We start from the raw sequence: 15,707 nt of genomic DNA, 5'->3' as shown, positions 1-15,707 counted from the left end.
TACCCCACGCAGCGAGGAGTGTCCGCGTGAGCGTCGAAGAAACCCCGGCCCGCACCCGGGAGGCGTACCTGCTGCCGACCTCGTTCGGGCAGCGGCGGCTCTGGTTCCTGGACCTGTTGGAGCCCGACAGCAGCGCCTCCTACGTGGAGCACGGCGCACTGCGCATCCGGGGTGAGCTGGACGTCCCGGCGCTCCAGCGGGCGCTGGACACCCTGGTCGCCCGGCACGAGACGCTCCGTACCGGCCTGGTCCTGGTCGACTCCGAACCGGTCCAGGCCGTCTCGACCAGCCTCACCGTCGCGATCGAGCGGATCGACGTCGCCGACCTGGTGCCGCCGGGTCTGCCCACCGACGAGGTGCACCAGCGCCTCGCCGGACGGATCCGGAAGCTGCTCCGCCGCAGGATCGAGGTGACCCGGCCGCCGCTGTTCCGGGCCACCCTCCTGGACATCGCCGATGGCGACCGGGTGCTCCTGGTCGCCTTCCACCACGCCGTCTACGACCAGTGGTCCGGCGCGGTCTTCGTCCGCGAGCTGCTGACCGCGTACGACGCCGCGCTGGCCGGGGTCGAGCCGGCCCTGCCCGAGCTGCCCATCCAGTACGGGGACTTCGCCGCCTGGCAGCGCGAATGGGTCGGCGGCGAAGAGGAGGACGGCCAGCTCGGTTACTGGGCCGACCGGCTGGCCGGGCTTCCCCCGCTGGAACTGCCCACCGACCGGCCCCGCCCCGCGACGCAGACCTTCGACGGGGCCACCGTCACCGAGGCGTTCCCGGCCGGGCTCGTCGCCGACCTGGAACACCTCGGCCGCGACCACCAGGCCACCCTCTTCATGACCGTGCTCGCCGGCTTCGCCACCGTCCTGGCCCGGCACAGCGGCCAGGACGACCTGGCGATCGGCACCCCGGTCGCCGGTCGCCGCGCAGCCGAGGTGGAACACCTGATCGGCTTCTTCGTCAACAACCTGCCGCTGCGCGTCGACGCCGGCGCGGACCCGAGCTTCGCCGAACTGCTCGACCGGGTCCGTGCCACCTGCCTCGACGGGTACGCCAACGCCGACGTGCCCTTCGAACGGGTCGTCGAGCGGGTCCGCCCGGACCGGGATCTGGCCCGCAGCCCGCTCTTCTCGGTGATGTTCGTCTTCGGCAACGTGCCACTGCCGGCGCTGACCGCCAGCGGGATCACCGCCGAGCTGTTCCGGGTGGACCCGGGCACCGCGAAGTTCGACCTCTTCGTCACCTGTGTGCCCCGCGCCGACGGCGGGCTCAACGTGACCGTGGAGTACAACACGGCGCTCTTCGACCCGGCCACCGCTCAGCGGCTCCTGGCCCACCTGCGGATGGTCCTCGACGGCGCGGTGGCCGACCCGCACCGGCCGATCAGCGCGCTGCCGCTGCTCACCGAGACCGAACGCGAACAGCTCACCACCTGGGGACGGGGTGCGTCCCGGCCGGTGCCGGCGCGGACCCTGCCGGAACTGGTCGCCGCGCACGCCGACGCCGACACCGACCGGACCGCGGTGACCGGGGTCTCCGGCCGCCTCAGCTACGGCGAACTGGTCGGCCGGGCCCGCCGGATCGCCACCGCCCTGCGCGCCGCCGGGGTCACCCCGGGGCAGCTCGTCGGGGTGGCCGTCGGGCGGGACGTGGACCTGCCCGCCACCCTCCTCGGCGTGCTCGGCGCCGGGGCCGCGTACCTGCCGATCGACGTGGCACTCCCCGTCGACCGGGTGCGGTTCGTGCTCGCCGACAGCGGGGCGACGCTCGTCCTCGCCGACGCCACCACCGCCGACGCCCTGCCGGCGGGGACCCCGCTGCTCCGCGTCGACGCCGACCTGCCCGCCGCCGACGGCACCGGCCGGGCGCACCCCGACGCCGACCTGCCCGCCGCCGGCGACTGGCCCGCCACGCCCGCCGCCGACGACATCGCGTACGTCATCTACACCTCCGGCTCCACCGGTACCCCGAAGGGGGTCGCGGTGCCGCACGGCGCGTTGCTCAACCTCCTCGCCACCATGGCCGAACGGCCGGGACTGGGCCGCGACGACGTGCTCGCCGCGCTCACCACCCTCTCCTTCGACATCGCCGCCCTGGAGCTCTTCGGCCCGCTGCTGGCCGGCGGTCGGGTCGACGTCGTACCCCGGGAGGTGGCCGGCGACGGCACGCGACTCGCCGCCCACCTGAGCGAGGTCGGCGCGACGGTCGCGCAGGCCACCCCGGGCACCTGGAAGCTGCTGCTGGCCGCCGGCTGGCGACCCGCGCCCGGCTTCGCCGTCTGGTGCGGCGGCGAGGTCTTCCCGCCCGAGCTGGCCCACACCCTGGCCGGCACCGGCGCCGCCGTCTGGAACCTGTACGGGCCGACGGAGACGACGGTGTGGTCGACGGTGTACCGGGTGGTGGGTGGGGAGGGTTCGTTGCCGTTGGGTGTTCCGGTGGCGAACACGGAGTTGTTGGTGGTGGATGCGGGTGGTCGTCGGGTGCCGGTGGGGGTGCCGGGTGAGTTGTGGATCGGTGGTGCGGGGGTCGCGGCGGGTTACTGGCGTCGGGAGGAGTTGACGGCGGAGCGGTTCGTGGGGCATCCGGAGGTGTCCGGTGCGCGGGTGTATCGGACGGGTGATGTGGTGCGGTGGCGGGCTGATGGTGGGTTGGAGTTTCTGGGGCGGGTCGATTTCCAGGTGAAGGTGCGGGGGCACCGGATCGAGTTGGGGGAGATCGAGTCGGTGTTGCGGGGGCATCCGGGGGTGCGGGACGCGGTGGTGGTGGTTCGGGAGGACCGCCCCGGCGACCAACGCCTCGTCGCCTACCACGTCGGCGGTCCGGTCTCCGACGACGACCTGCGCGCCGCCTGCCGGGACCGGCTGCCCGAGTACATGGTGCCGGCGGTCTTCGTGCCACTGGCCGCGTTGCCGCTCACCCCGAACGGGAAGATCGACCGGCGGGCGCTGCCCGCACCCGACCCGGCCCGTCGCGAGGGCACGTACGTCGCCCCGCGCGGCCCGGTCGAGGAGACCGTCGCCGGGATCTTCGCCGACGTGCTCGGCGTGGACCGGGTCGGCCGCGACGACGACTTCTTCACCCTCGGCGGGCACTCGCTGCTCGCCACCGGGGTGATCGGTCGGATCGCCGCCACGCTCGGGGTGGACCTGCCGGTGCGGACGGTCTTCGCCCGGCCCACCGTCGCCGGTCTCGCCGCCGCCCTGCCCGGCGCGTCCCCGGCCGACACCCGGCCCACCGACGCGTCGCCGGTCGGCGGGTCGGCCCCGGCGGTCCGGCGTGGCGTCCGCCACCCCGAAGCCGACGGCACGATCCGGTTCCCCGCCTCCTTCCAGCAGCGGCGGGTCTGGTTCCTGACCGAGTTCGAGCCGGCCACCGCCACCGCCTACCACCTCTACGGGGCGCTGCGGCTGCGCGGTCCGCTCGACGTGCCCGCCCTGCACCGCGCGGTCGCGCTGCTCGTCGAGCGGCACGAGTCGCTGCGGACGGGGTTCGCCGCCGTCGACGGTGAGCCGGTGCAGGTGGTCCACCCACACGTCCCCACGCCGCTGACCGAGGTGGACCTGCGCGCCGCCGGTGACCCCGAGGCGGCCCTGGCCGAGCTGCTCCGGGCGGAGGCCGTCGGCCCGTTCGATCTGGCCGTGCCACCGCTGCTGCGAATCACCCTCGCCATCTGCGGACCGGACGACGCCGCGCTGCTGGTCACCCTGCACCACGCCGTCGGGGACCGGCTCGCTGTGGAGGCCCTCACCACCGAACTCTCCACTGCGTACACCGCCCTGGCCGCGGGGAACGAGCCGACCCTGCCCGACCTGCCCGTCCAGTACGGCGACTACGCCGACGCCCAGCAGGAGTGGGCCGGCGGGCCGGCCGAGGAACGGCAGCTCGACTTCTGGCGTACCCAGCTCGCCGACGTGCCGGTGCTCGACCTGCCCACCGACCGGGCCCGCCCGGCGGTCCTGACCCACCGGGGCGCGACCCGGCAGGCGGAGCTGCCGGCGGAGCTGGTCGACCGGCTCACCGGGCTCGCCGCCGCGCGCGGCGGCACCCTCTTCATGGCGCTGCTCGCCGGTTACGCGCTCACCCTCTCCCGCTACTGCCGCACCGAGGACGTGCCGGTCGGCTCGCCGATCTCCGGCCGGTACCGCCCCGAGCTGGAGCCGCTTATCGGCTACTTCACCAACAATCTGGTGCTCCGCACCGACCTCGGTGGCGACCCCACCGTCGGCGAGCTGGTCGACCGGGTCCGGGCGGTCTGCCTGGACGCGTACGCCCACGCCGACGTGCCGTTCGAACGGCTGGTCGAGCGGCTGCGCCCGGAGCGCGATCTGGCACACAGCCCGCTCTTCCAGGTCATGTTCATCGCCGCGCACCTGCCGGCGCCGTCGCTGCGCCTCGGCGCGCTGACCGCCACCCCGCTGCGCGCCCCGGAGACCACCGCCAAGTACGACCTGACCTTCACCGTCTTCCCCACCGGGCCGGAGAGCACCGCCCAGCGGGTCGTCGCCGAGTACAACACCGATCTCTTCGACGCCGACACCGTGGACCGGCTGCTCGCCCACTACCGGATGGTGCTGACCGCGTTCGCCGACGGCGTCGACCGTCCGCTGTCGACGCTGCCGGCGCTCCCGCCCGAGGAACGGGCCCGGCTGACCCGCTGGGGCACCGGGACCCGTCCCCAGATTCCCGAGACCAGCGTCGACCGGTACGTCAGCGCGGGTTTCGCCCGGCACGCCGACCGGATCGCCGTCGCCGACGACACCACCCGGCTCAGCTACGCCGAGCTGGACGCGCGGGCCCACCAGCTCGCCCACCACCTGCGTGCCCTCGGGGTGGGCCGGGGCGACAAGGTGGCGCTGCTCGCTGAGCGCTCCTGCGAGGTGCTGGTCGCGCTCCTCGGTGTGCTCCGCGCCGGGGCCGCGTACGTGCCGATCGACAAGGACTTCCCGGCCGACCGGATCGCGTTCATCCTCGACGACTCCGGCGCGACGGCGGTGCTCACCCAGGAGAACCTGGTCGGGCTCCTGCCGCAGCCGCTGCCCGGGGCGGTCCGGGTGCTCCGGCTCGACACCGACTGGTCGGCTGTGGCGCAGCGCCCCGTCGACCCGCTCCCCGACGGCCCCGGCCAGGACGACCTCGCGTACGTCATTTACACCTCCGGCTCCACCGGGCGCCCCAAGGGGGTGCTGCTGCCGCACCGACCGGTGGTCAACTTCCTGCTCACCATGGCCGAGCGCCCCGGCATGCCGACCGACGCGGTGGTCGGCGCGGCGAACACCATCTCCTGTGACATGCCGGTCCTCGACGTCTACCTGCCCCTGGTGGCCGGCGCGCGGATCGAGATGATCCCGCACGACACCGTCGTGGACGGCGAACGCCTCGCCGAGCGGCTGGCCCGCAGCGGCGTCACCTACCTCCAGGGCACCCCCACCACCTGGCGGCTGCTCCAGCAGGCCGGCTGGCGACCACCGGCCGGCTTCACCGCCCTGGCCGGCGCGGAGAAGGTCCCCACGGACCTGGCGCACTGGCTGCACGACCTCGGCGCCACCGTGTGGCACCTGTACGGGCCGACGGAGACGACGGTGTGGTCGACGGTGTACCGGGTGGTGGGTGGGGAGGGTTCGTTGCCGTTGGGTGTTCCGGTGGCGAACACGGAGTTGTTGGTGGTGGATGCGGGTGGTCGTCGGGTGCCGGTGGGGGTGCCGGGTGAGTTGTGGATCGGTGGTGCGGGGGTCGCGGCGGGTTACTGGCGTCGGGAGGAGTTGACGGCGGAGCGGTTCGTGGGGCATCCGGAGGTGTCCGGTGCGCGGGTGTATCGGACGGGTGATGTGGTGCGGTGGCGGGCTGATGGTGGGTTGGAGTTTCTGGGGCGGGTCGATTTCCAGGTGAAGGTGCGGGGGCACCGGATCGAGTTGGGGGAGATCGAGTCGGTGTTGCGGGGGCATCCGGGGGTGCGGGACGCGGTGGTGGTGGTTCGGGAGGACCGCCCCGGCGACCAACGCCTCGTCGGCTACGCCGACCTGCACGACCCGGACGGCGCCGACCGCGTCGCGCTCACCCACGAGCTGCACGCCGCCTGCCGGGACCGGCTCCCCGACTACATGGTCCCCGCGGCGCTGGTGCTCCTCGACGCCCTGCCGCTGACCGCCAACCGCAACAAGGTCGACCGCGCGAAGCTTCCCGCCCCGGACGGGCTCCGCCCCGACATCGGTACCTACGTCGAGCCGCGTGGCCCGGTCGAACAGACCGTCGCCGGCATCTTCGCCGACGTGCTCACCCTCGACCGGGTGGGCCGCGACGACGACTTCTTCGCCCTCGGTGGGCACTCCCTGCTCGCCACCCGGCTGGTGGCCCGGGTCCGGGACGCCCTGGCGACCGACCTGCCGGTGCGGACGGTCTTCGCCCGGCCCACCGTGGCCGCTCTCGCCGCTGCCCTGCCGCAGCCCGCCCGGACTGGCTCCGACCCGGCCCCGGAGCAGGCCGCCGGCCCGACCCCGGTCGAGCTGCCGCCGATCGCCGCGCAGTTCCGCATGCCGCAGGTCGGTGGGGACCTGTCCGGCCGGTGGGTGCTGCCCGCCTCCTCCGGGCAGCGGCGGCTGTGGTTCCTCGACCAGCTCGACCCGGGCAGCGCCGGGGCGTACGCGGTCGACAGCGCGGTCCGGCTGACCGGCCCGCTGGACCCGGACGCCCTGCACCGGGCGCTGAACGCGGTGGTGGCCCGGCACGAGACGCTGCGGACGTCGTTCCACGAGGCCGACGGGGAACCGGTGCAGGTGGTGGCACCCGCGCTGGTGGTACCGCTGGATCGGGTGGAGGCGGCCGACGCCGACACCCTCGCCGAGACTCTCGACGGGCTCTCCGGTCGCCCCTTCGACCTGACCGTCGCGCCGCTGCTGCGGGCCACCCTGATCCGGCTGACCCACCGGGAGCACGTGCTGCACCTGGCGCTGCACCACGCGATCTGTGACCGCTGGTCGGTGCAGATCCTGGCCCGGGACCTGGTGGCCGCGTACGTGGCCGGGGCCGACCCGACCGCCGCCGGGCTTCCCGGCCTGCCCGTCCAGTACGGCGACTACGCCGCCTGGCAGCGGCAGTGGACCGCCGGCGAGGGGGCCACCGCCCAGGTCGAGCACTGGCGGGAGCGCCTCGCCGACCTGCCCACCCTGGACCTGCCCACCGACCGGCCCCGCCCGGTCAGCCGCGCCTACACCGGTGACCTGCGCTGGGACCGGATCCCCGCCGACCTGGTCGCGCGGGCCACCGAGGCGGGCCGCCGTCGCTCGGCCACCCTCTTCATGGTCGGGCTGGCCGCCTGTCAGCTCCTGCTCGGCCGGTACAGCGGGCAGACCGACTTCGCGGTCGGCTCGCCGGTCGCCGGGCGGCCCCGCACCGAGCTGGAGGGGCTGGTCGGGTTCTTCGTCAACAACCTGGTGCTGCGCGCCGACCTGACCGGTGACCCGACCGTGGGGGAGCTGCTCGACCGGGTCCGGGACACCTGCCTGGACGCGTACGCGCACGCCGACGTCCCGTTCGACCTGTTGGTGGAGCGGCTGCGCCCGGTCCGGGACCGGGCGCAGACCCCGCTGTTCAACGTCCTCTTCGCGGTGCAGAACACCCCGGCGGCGGCGCGCGCGATGGGTGAGGCCGTGGTGACCCCGGTGGACCTGCGGCCGGGCACCGCCCAGTTCGACCTGTCGATCATGCTCGTTCCCGACGACGACGGGCTGCGCCTGCGCGTCGAGTACGACCGCGAACTCTTCGATCCGGCGACGGTGGACCGGATGATCGCCCAGTACCGGCTGATCCTGGCCGACCTGTCCGGTGACCCGGGTCGTCGCCTCGGCGAACTGGCCCCGCTCACCGAGGACGAACGACGGCTCCTGCTCGACGAGTGGGTCCGCACCACACCCCAGCCGGAGACGCCCGGTCTGCTCACCCGTTTCCGCGAGCAGGCCGCGCGTACCCCCGACGCGGTCGCCGCCGAGTGCGGGAACGACCGGATCGGCTACGCCGAGCTGCGGGACCGGGCAGCCGACCTGGCCGGGCGGCTACACGCTGCCGGCGTGGCCCGCGGCGACCGGGTCGGCATCCACCTGGACCGCTCGCTGGACCTGCTGGTCGCCGTCCTCGGCGTGCTCGACGCCGGGGCCGCGTACGTGCCGCTGGACCCGGCCTGGCCGGCGGAGCGGATGCGCTACGTCCTCGACGACGCCGGGGTCACCGCACTGGTCGCCGACGCGGACCTCGCGGGATTCACCGGCCCGGTCGTCGCCCCCACCACCTTTGCGCCCGTCGCGACGGCGGCCGACCGCGCCCCGGAGGACCCCGACGACGTCGCCTACCTGATCTACACCTCGGGCTCCACCGGTCGCCCCAAGGGCGTCATGGTCACCCACCGCAACGTGGTCCGGCTGGTCACCGGCGCCGCCACCCTCTTCCGCCTCGGCCCCGACGACGTGTGGAGCATGTTCCACCCGGTCGCCTTCGACGTGTCGGTCTTCGAGCTGTGGGGGGCCTGGCTCACCGGCGGCCGGGTGGTCGTCGTGCCCTACCTGGCCAGCCGGGAACCGGCAGAGCTGCGGGCGCTGCTGGCCCGGCACCGGGTCACCGTGCTCAGTCAGACCCCGACCGCGTTCCGGCAGCTCACCACCGTGGAGGCAACCGCCGCGGACCGGCTGGCCGCGTTGCGCTACGTGGTCTTCGCCGGAGAGCCCCTCGAAGTCCGCGCGTTGGCCGGCTGGTTCGACCGGTACGGCGACGACCAGCCCGAACTGGTCAACATGTACGGCACCACCGAGACCACCGTGCACGCCACCTTCCACCGGGTCCGCGCCACCGAGTTGGCCGAGCCGAACCGTAACCGGGTCGGCCGTCCTCTGCCCGACCTGCGGATCCTCCTGCTCGACCCGGCGCTGCGGCCGGTGCCCCTCGGCGGGCCCGGCGAGGTCGCCATCGGCGGACCGGGGGTCTCCCTCGGTTACGCCGGCCGCCCCGAGCTGACCGCCGAACGCTTCGTCACCGATCCGCACACCGGCGAGCGGCTCTACCGCACCGGTGACCGGGCCCGCTGGCTGCCCGACGGCACGCTCGACTTCCTCGGCCGCACCGACACCCAGGTGAAGATCCGGGGTTTCCGGGTGGAGCCGGGTGAGGTGGAGGCGGTGCTGCGCGAGCACCCCGAGGTGGCCGACGCGGTCGTGGTGGCCCGCGCCGGGCGCGCCGACGACACCGAACTCGCCGGGTACGTGGTGCCCCGCCCCGACGCCGCCCCGACCTCGGCGGCGTTGCGCGAGCACGCCCGACGGCTGTTGCCGGAGTACCTCGTCCCGGCCACCCTCACCGTCCTGGCCGAGCTGCCCCGCACCGGCAACGGCAAGCTCGACGTCCGGGCCCTGCCGGAGCCGACCCGGGCCGGTGACGACAGCCAGACCGACACCGTCGCCCCGCGCGACGACCTGGAACGGACGCTGGCCGACATCTGGCGTGAGGTCCTCGGCGTCGACCGGCTGGGCGTGCACGACAACTTCTTCGACCTCGGCGGGCACTCGCTGCTCGCCACCCGGGCGATGAGCCGGACCCGGGCGGCGCTCGGCGTCGACACCGGCGTGCGGGCACTGTTCGACCTGCCCACCGTGGCGGCCCTCGCCGGCCTGCTCCGCACCGACGAGGGCGGCTCCACCGCGGCGATCCCGGTGCTGCCACGCGACGGTGTGCTGCCGGTCTCCCCGGCGCAACGTCGACTCTGGCTGCTGCACCAGCTCGACCCGACCAGCGGCGGGGCGTACGTGATCGGCACGGCGGTGCGCCTGCGCGGCCCGTTGGACGTCGACGGGTTCCGCGCCGCGTTCGCCGAGGTGGTGGCCCGGCACGAGCCGCTGCGCACCCGCTTCGACGTCCGCGACGGCGAACCCGTGCAGGTGGTGCTCCCCGAGCTGACCGTGCCGGTGGAGCTGCTCGACGCCCGGCCGGACGAGGTGGCCGCGCTCACCAGGGACCGGCTCACCGCCCCGTTCGACCTGGGTACCGCGCCGCTGGTGCGGGTCACCCTGCTCCGCGTCGACGACGAGGAACACCACCTGCTGCTCGCCCTCGACCACACCATCGGCGACCAGGGCTCCACCCAGGTCCTGGTCCGTGACCTGGTGACCGCCTACCGGGCCCGGGTGGCCGGGGAGCCGGTCGACCTGCCTGCCCCGGCCCTCCAGTACGCCGACGTCGCCGCCTGGCAGCGGGACCGCCTGGAGCGGGGTGAACACGACGAGGAACTGCGGCACTGGGTGGACCGGCTCGCCGGGCTGCCCGTGCTGGACCTGCCCACCGACCGGGTCCGCCCGGCCACCCGCACCAACCGGGGCGGGCAGCGGTACGCCGAGGTGCCGGCCGGGGTCGTCGACCGGCTGACCGGGGTGGCCCGGCGGTACGACGCCACCGGTTTCATGGTGGCGCTCGCCGCGTACCAGCTGATGCTCGGCCGGTACGCCGGGCAGAGCGACTTCGGGGTGGCCGTGCCGGTCTCCGGGCGGGACCGTCCGGAGACCGAGACGCTGGTCGGGTTCCTCGCCAACACCCTGGTGCTCCGCGCGGACCTGGCCGGCGACCCGAGCGTGGCCGAGCTGATCGGGCGGGTCCGCCGGGCCTGCCTGGCGGCGTACGCCCACGCGGAGGTCCCCTTCGACGTGCTGGTGGAGCGGCTCGGCATCACCCGCGACCTCTCCCGTACCCCGCTGGCGCAGGTCGGGTTCGCCCTGGTGGACCGGGTCGACGCCGCCGACCGCCGGTTCGCCGGGATCACCGCCGAGCCCCTGGAGGTCGACCCGGGCACTGCCAAGACGGACCTCACCGTCACCGTGGTTCCCACCGACGGCGGGGCGTGGCGACTGGTCGCCGAGTACGCCACCGACCTCTTCACCCCGGCGACCGTGGACCGGATGGTCGCCCACCTGGTGATGCTGCTGACCGAGATCGCGACCGACCCGGAGCGGGCCGTGGCAGCCCTGCCGGAGTTGCCTGCCGCCGAGGCCGCGCAGCTCGCCGAGTGGGGCCGGGGCCCGGTCGCCGACCTGCCCACCGAGACCTGGCCGGAGCTCTTCGCCCGGCAGGTGGCCGCCACTCCCGACCACCCGGCGGTGATCTTCGGTGACGAGTCGGTGAGCTACGCGGAACTCAACGGCCGCGCCAACCGCCTCGCCCACCGCCTCGTGGACCTCGGCGTGGCACCGGACGCCCTGGTCGGGATCGTCGCCGACCGGTCGGTGGAGATGGTCGTCGCGGTTCTGGCCGTGCTCAAGGCCGGCGGCGCGTACGTGCCGGTCGACCCGAGCTACCCGGCCGACCGGGTCGCTTTCATGATCAGCGACTCGCGGGCCCGGGTGCTGCTCGCCCCCACCGCGCTGCGCGAGCGGATCGACGCCCCGGCGACCGTGGTCGCCATCGACGACCCTGACCTGGCCGGACTCCCCGACACCGATCCGCCGGTGCGCTGCCGGCCCGAGCACCTCGCCTACGTCATCTACACCTCCGGCTCCACCGGAACCCCCAAGGGTGTCGCCGTGGAGCACCGGTCGGTGGCGAACCTGCACCTGACCCGCCACCTCGCCGGACTGCACGACGGGAGCCGGGTGCTCCAGTTCGCGCCGTTCAGCTTCGACGTCAGCGTCTTCGAGATGGTGCTGTCGCTGCTCGGCGGCGTACCCCTGGTGGTGCCCGCCCCGGCGGACCTGGCCGGTGGCGTCGAGATCGTGCAGCTGATCAACCGGCAGCGGGTGACGTTCACCTTCATCCCGCCGTCACTGTTGGCCCACCTCGCCCCGGAACACGTACCGACGCTGGAGGTGCTCGGCTCCGGTGGCGAGGACTGCCCGGCCGACGTCGCCGAACGGTGGGGCGGCAAGAAACGCTTCCTCATCGGGTACGGCCCGACCGAGACCACCGTCTACGCCACCGTCACCGACGAGATCGTCGGTGGTGGACACCCGCCGATCGGCCGCCCGGTGACCAACACCGTGGTCCGGGTCCTCGACGAGCGGCTGCGCAGCCGTCCACTCGGGGCTCCCGGCGAACTCTTCATCGGCGGTGCCGGCCTGGCCCGGGGCTACCTGCACCGACCCGAGCTGACCGAGGCGGCCTTCGTCACCCACCCGGTCACCGGGGAACGCCTCTACCGCACCGGTGATCTGGTCCGCTACCTGCCCGACGGGAACCTGGAGTTCCTCGGCCGTACCGACGACCAGGTGAAGCTGCGCGGCTTCCGGATCGAGCTGGGCGAGATCGCCGCCGCGCTGCGCGCCCACCCGGGCGTCGCCGAGGCGGTCGCCGTGGTCCGGGAGGACCGCCCCGGCGACAAGAAGCTCGTCGGCTACGTCGTCCCCGCCGACGGCACCGCCGGCGACGACGCCCTGCTGCGGGCCGCCCGGGACGCCGTCGGCGAGCGGCTGCCGCAGTACATGGTGCCGGCCGCGGTGGTGGCTCTGCCCGCCCTTCCGCTCACTCCGAACGGCAAGGTGGACCGACGGGCACTGCCCGCCCCGACCGGTACGGTCGCCGACACCGGCTACGTGCCCCCGCGTACCGCCACCGAGCGGCAACTGACCCGGCTGGTCGCCGAGGCGCTCGGGGTGGAGCGGGTCGGGCTGGACGACGACTTCTTCGCCCTCGGCGGGCACTCCCTGCTCGCCGCCCGGCTGCACGCCACCATCCGTCGGCTGTGGAACGTGGACCTGCCGGTGCGGGTGCTCTTCGAGCGGTCCCGGATCGGCGCGCTCGCCGACCTGCTCGACGCCCAGGGGACGGTGGACGTGGCGGCGGCCGAGGCGGAGCACGTCGCGGCGCTGCGCGCCGACGTGGTGCTCCCCGAGGAGATCCGCCCGGTGGGGGAGGTCCGCTTCACCGAACGGCCCGGTACGGTGCTGCTGACCGGGGCGACCGGCTTCCTCGGGGCGTTCCTGGCCCGGCACCTCGCCGAGCAGGGCGCCACCGTGCTCTGCCTGGTCCGTGGGCGCGACGACACCGACGCCCAACGGCGCCTGGAGACCCAGCTGCGTCGTTACCACTGCTGGGACGAGGCGTCGGCCGACCGGGTCCGGGCGGTCACCGGCGACCTGGAGGCGCCCCGACTCGGGCTCACCGAACGGCGCTTCGCCGACCTGGCCCGCGAGGTCGACGCCATCCACCACTGCGGCGCGGTGGTGCACTTCCTGCGCCCGTACGCGATGCTGCGCGACGGCAACGTGCGCGGCACCGTGGAGATCCTCCGGCTGGCCACCCTGGACCGCCCGATCCCGGTGCACTACGTCTCCACCATGTCGGTCTTCGGCGGGCTCACCCCGGAGGGGCCGGTCGAGGAGGCGGTGCTCCGGGAGGACGTCCTGCCGGACGTTCCGCCGCCGGTCACCGACACCGGCTACAACCACAGCAAGTGGGTCGCCGAGCAGGTCGTCGCCCTGGCCCGCGCCCGGGGTCTCCCGATCGCCGTCTACCGGCCCGGCCGGATCGCCGGGGACACCCGCAGCGGGGTGTGGCGCCGGGACGACCTGGTCTGCCAGGTGATCCGGGCCTGCGTCCGGACCGGGCTGGTGCCCGACACCGGGCTCGCCACCGACCTGGTCCCGGTCGACCACATCGCCGAGGTGATCACCGGCCTGTCGCGGCGCCGCGCAGCGCTCGGCCGGACCTTCCACTTCGCGCTGGCGGAGAAGGTGCCACTGGTCCGGCTCGCCGACGCCCTGACCGACCGGGGCTGGCCGGTGCGCCGGGTGCCGCTGGCGCAGTGGTACGCGGCGGTCACCGCCGCCGCGGAGGCCGGGGACGCGGAGCTGGGCCCGGTGCTGGCGATGTACGCGCCGCTGGCCGAGGGACGGGTCAGTGGTCCCGGCGAGCCGGTCTTCGACGACCGCGCCACCCGGGAGGTGCTCGGCGACGGGCTCCGCCCACCCCGGGTGGACACCGACCTGCTCGGCCGGTACCTCGACGGACTGGTCGCCGAGGGATTCCTCCCGGCACCACCGACCACCGACCAAGCGGAAGGGGACCAGCGATGAGCCTGTCCAGGCCGATCATCATCGCCGGAGCGGGGGTGGGCGGACTGACCACCGCCCTCGCGCTGGCGCGGCACGGCCTGCCCGTGGAGGTGTACGAGCGGCGCACCGCCGAGGAGATCCGCACCGCCCCGGGCAGCGGGCTGACCCTGTGGAGCAACGCCTCCACCCCGCTGGGCTGGCTGGGGCTCGGGGACCGGCTTGTCGCCGCCGCCGACCGGGTGGTGGCGATCGAGAGCTTCGACTCGGCGCAGAAGCTGCGGTTCCGGATGTCCAGCCACCCGTACCTCTGGCCGGGGGCGCTGCCGTCGCTGTCGATCGGACGGATGGACCTGGCGGAGATCCTCATGGACGCCGCCGAGCAGCGCGGCATCCGGGTCCACCACGGCCGCCGGGTCACCGGGTACCGCCAGAGCGACCAGCGGGTCGAGGCGCTGCTGGACGACGGGAGCACCGTCGCCGGCACGGCGCTGGTCGGCGCGGACGGCGTCCGCTCGGCCCTGCTGGAGCAACTGCACGGGTCGGTCCCCGGCATCTACCTCGGCCGCACCACGTACCGGGGGGTGGTGGCCGGCACGGACGGCCTGGTGCCCGAGATCCCGCAGCTCTTCCACGACGACACCACCCGCGTCGGCGGTGGTGTCTACCGGATCGGCGGCGACCGGGCCGCCTGGACGCTTTCCTGGAAGGCCCCGGCGGGCGAGCGTGAGAAGCCCGGCCGGGAACGCGACCACGCGCTCCACCTGGCCCGGGTGCTCCCGGCCATGCTGCGGGACCGGGTCGCCGCCACCCCCAGCCAGGCGATGATCCGGACCGACATCTGGTATCACGAGTGGCACGAACGGTGGGGCGACGGCCTGGTCACCCTCGTGGGTGACGCCGCCCACGCGATGCCCAACGACCTCGGCCAGGGCGCCTGCCAGGCGGTGGAGGACGGGGTGGTGCTGGCCGACGCGCTCGCCGCCGGTGACCTCACCGCTGCGGCCGGGGTGGCCGCCGCGCTCCGAGACTACGAACGCCGTCGCCTGGAGCGGGTGAAGTGGGTCCGCCAGCAGTCCGTACAGGTCGCCACGGCCGCCGAGCCGGGCAACCCGGCGGTGCGCTGGCTGATGGGGAAGCTGACCCGGGTCTACCTGGCCATGGCGGAGAAGAAGATGTGGCAGGAGATGCAGCGCCTGCCCGAGCTCGCCGTCCGCCCCGACCAGGTGACGCCCTCGCGTTGATCCGGCACTCCCGACGGCGATTCCCTCCGGGGTCCGCTGTCGTCCTGTCCGGCGCGACCCGACCGGGCGGCAGGGTAGCCGACCGGGCACCCCGGAGCGGGTACCCCGGAGCGGGCACCCCGAAGCGGGCGGGCCGGGGAGTGCCCGGCCGGAGGGCCCGTTGGAGGGCGGCCCGTCCGCTGCGGCGTTGGCACGGTGATGAGACCCGTGAGATCACCGCCGGCCCGCCGGTGACCGGGAGCCGGCTGCGCCGGGTGGCGCGCCGTCGGACCGAGACGACTTCCAGCCAGGAGCGCGCATGACCGACCTTGCCCTCGACGGCGGCATCCAGGCGACCACACTGCTCGACATCCTGCGGGCGAACGCCGAGCGGGATCCGCGGGGACTCGCCTTCGTCCACCTGAGCTATCCCGCCGGCACCGACACCACCGACGGGCGGGGTGTCGCCCGCACTCTCACC

Annotated in this window: 2 protein-coding genes; both read left to right on the top strand. The window is 74.5% G+C overall.

Annotation, left to right across the window (positions count from 1 at the left end; translation table 11 throughout):
- Positions 1-26: 26 nt before the first annotated feature.
- Entirely contained in the window at positions 27-14,027 is a 14,001-nt protein-coding gene (locus GA0070616_RS02460; RefSeq protein WP_091075564.1) for a non-ribosomal peptide synthetase, read from the top strand.
- Positions 14,024-15,247: an FAD-dependent oxidoreductase gene (locus GA0070616_RS02455; RefSeq protein WP_091075560.1), complete on the top strand. Its 1,224-nt coding sequence runs from the start codon at positions 14,024-14,026 to the stop codon at positions 15,245-15,247. The genes GA0070616_RS02460 and GA0070616_RS02455 overlap by 4 nt, the downstream gene beginning before the upstream one ends.
- The last annotated feature ends 460 nt before the right edge of the window (positions 15,248-15,707 follow it).

This window comes from Micromonospora nigra, from assembly GCF_900091585.1.
Lineage (GTDB): Bacteria > Actinomycetota > Actinomycetes > Mycobacteriales > Micromonosporaceae > Micromonospora > Micromonospora nigra.
The sequence above is the reverse complement of the archived record's forward strand: the minus strand, read 5'-3'. Positions and strand labels throughout refer to the sequence as shown.

Coding starts and splice junctions, on each gene's coding strand:
- GA0070616_RS02455 (WP_091075560.1), top strand. CDS start 14,024: ATGAGCCTGTCCAGGCCGATCATCATCGCCGGAGCGGGGGTGGGCGGA.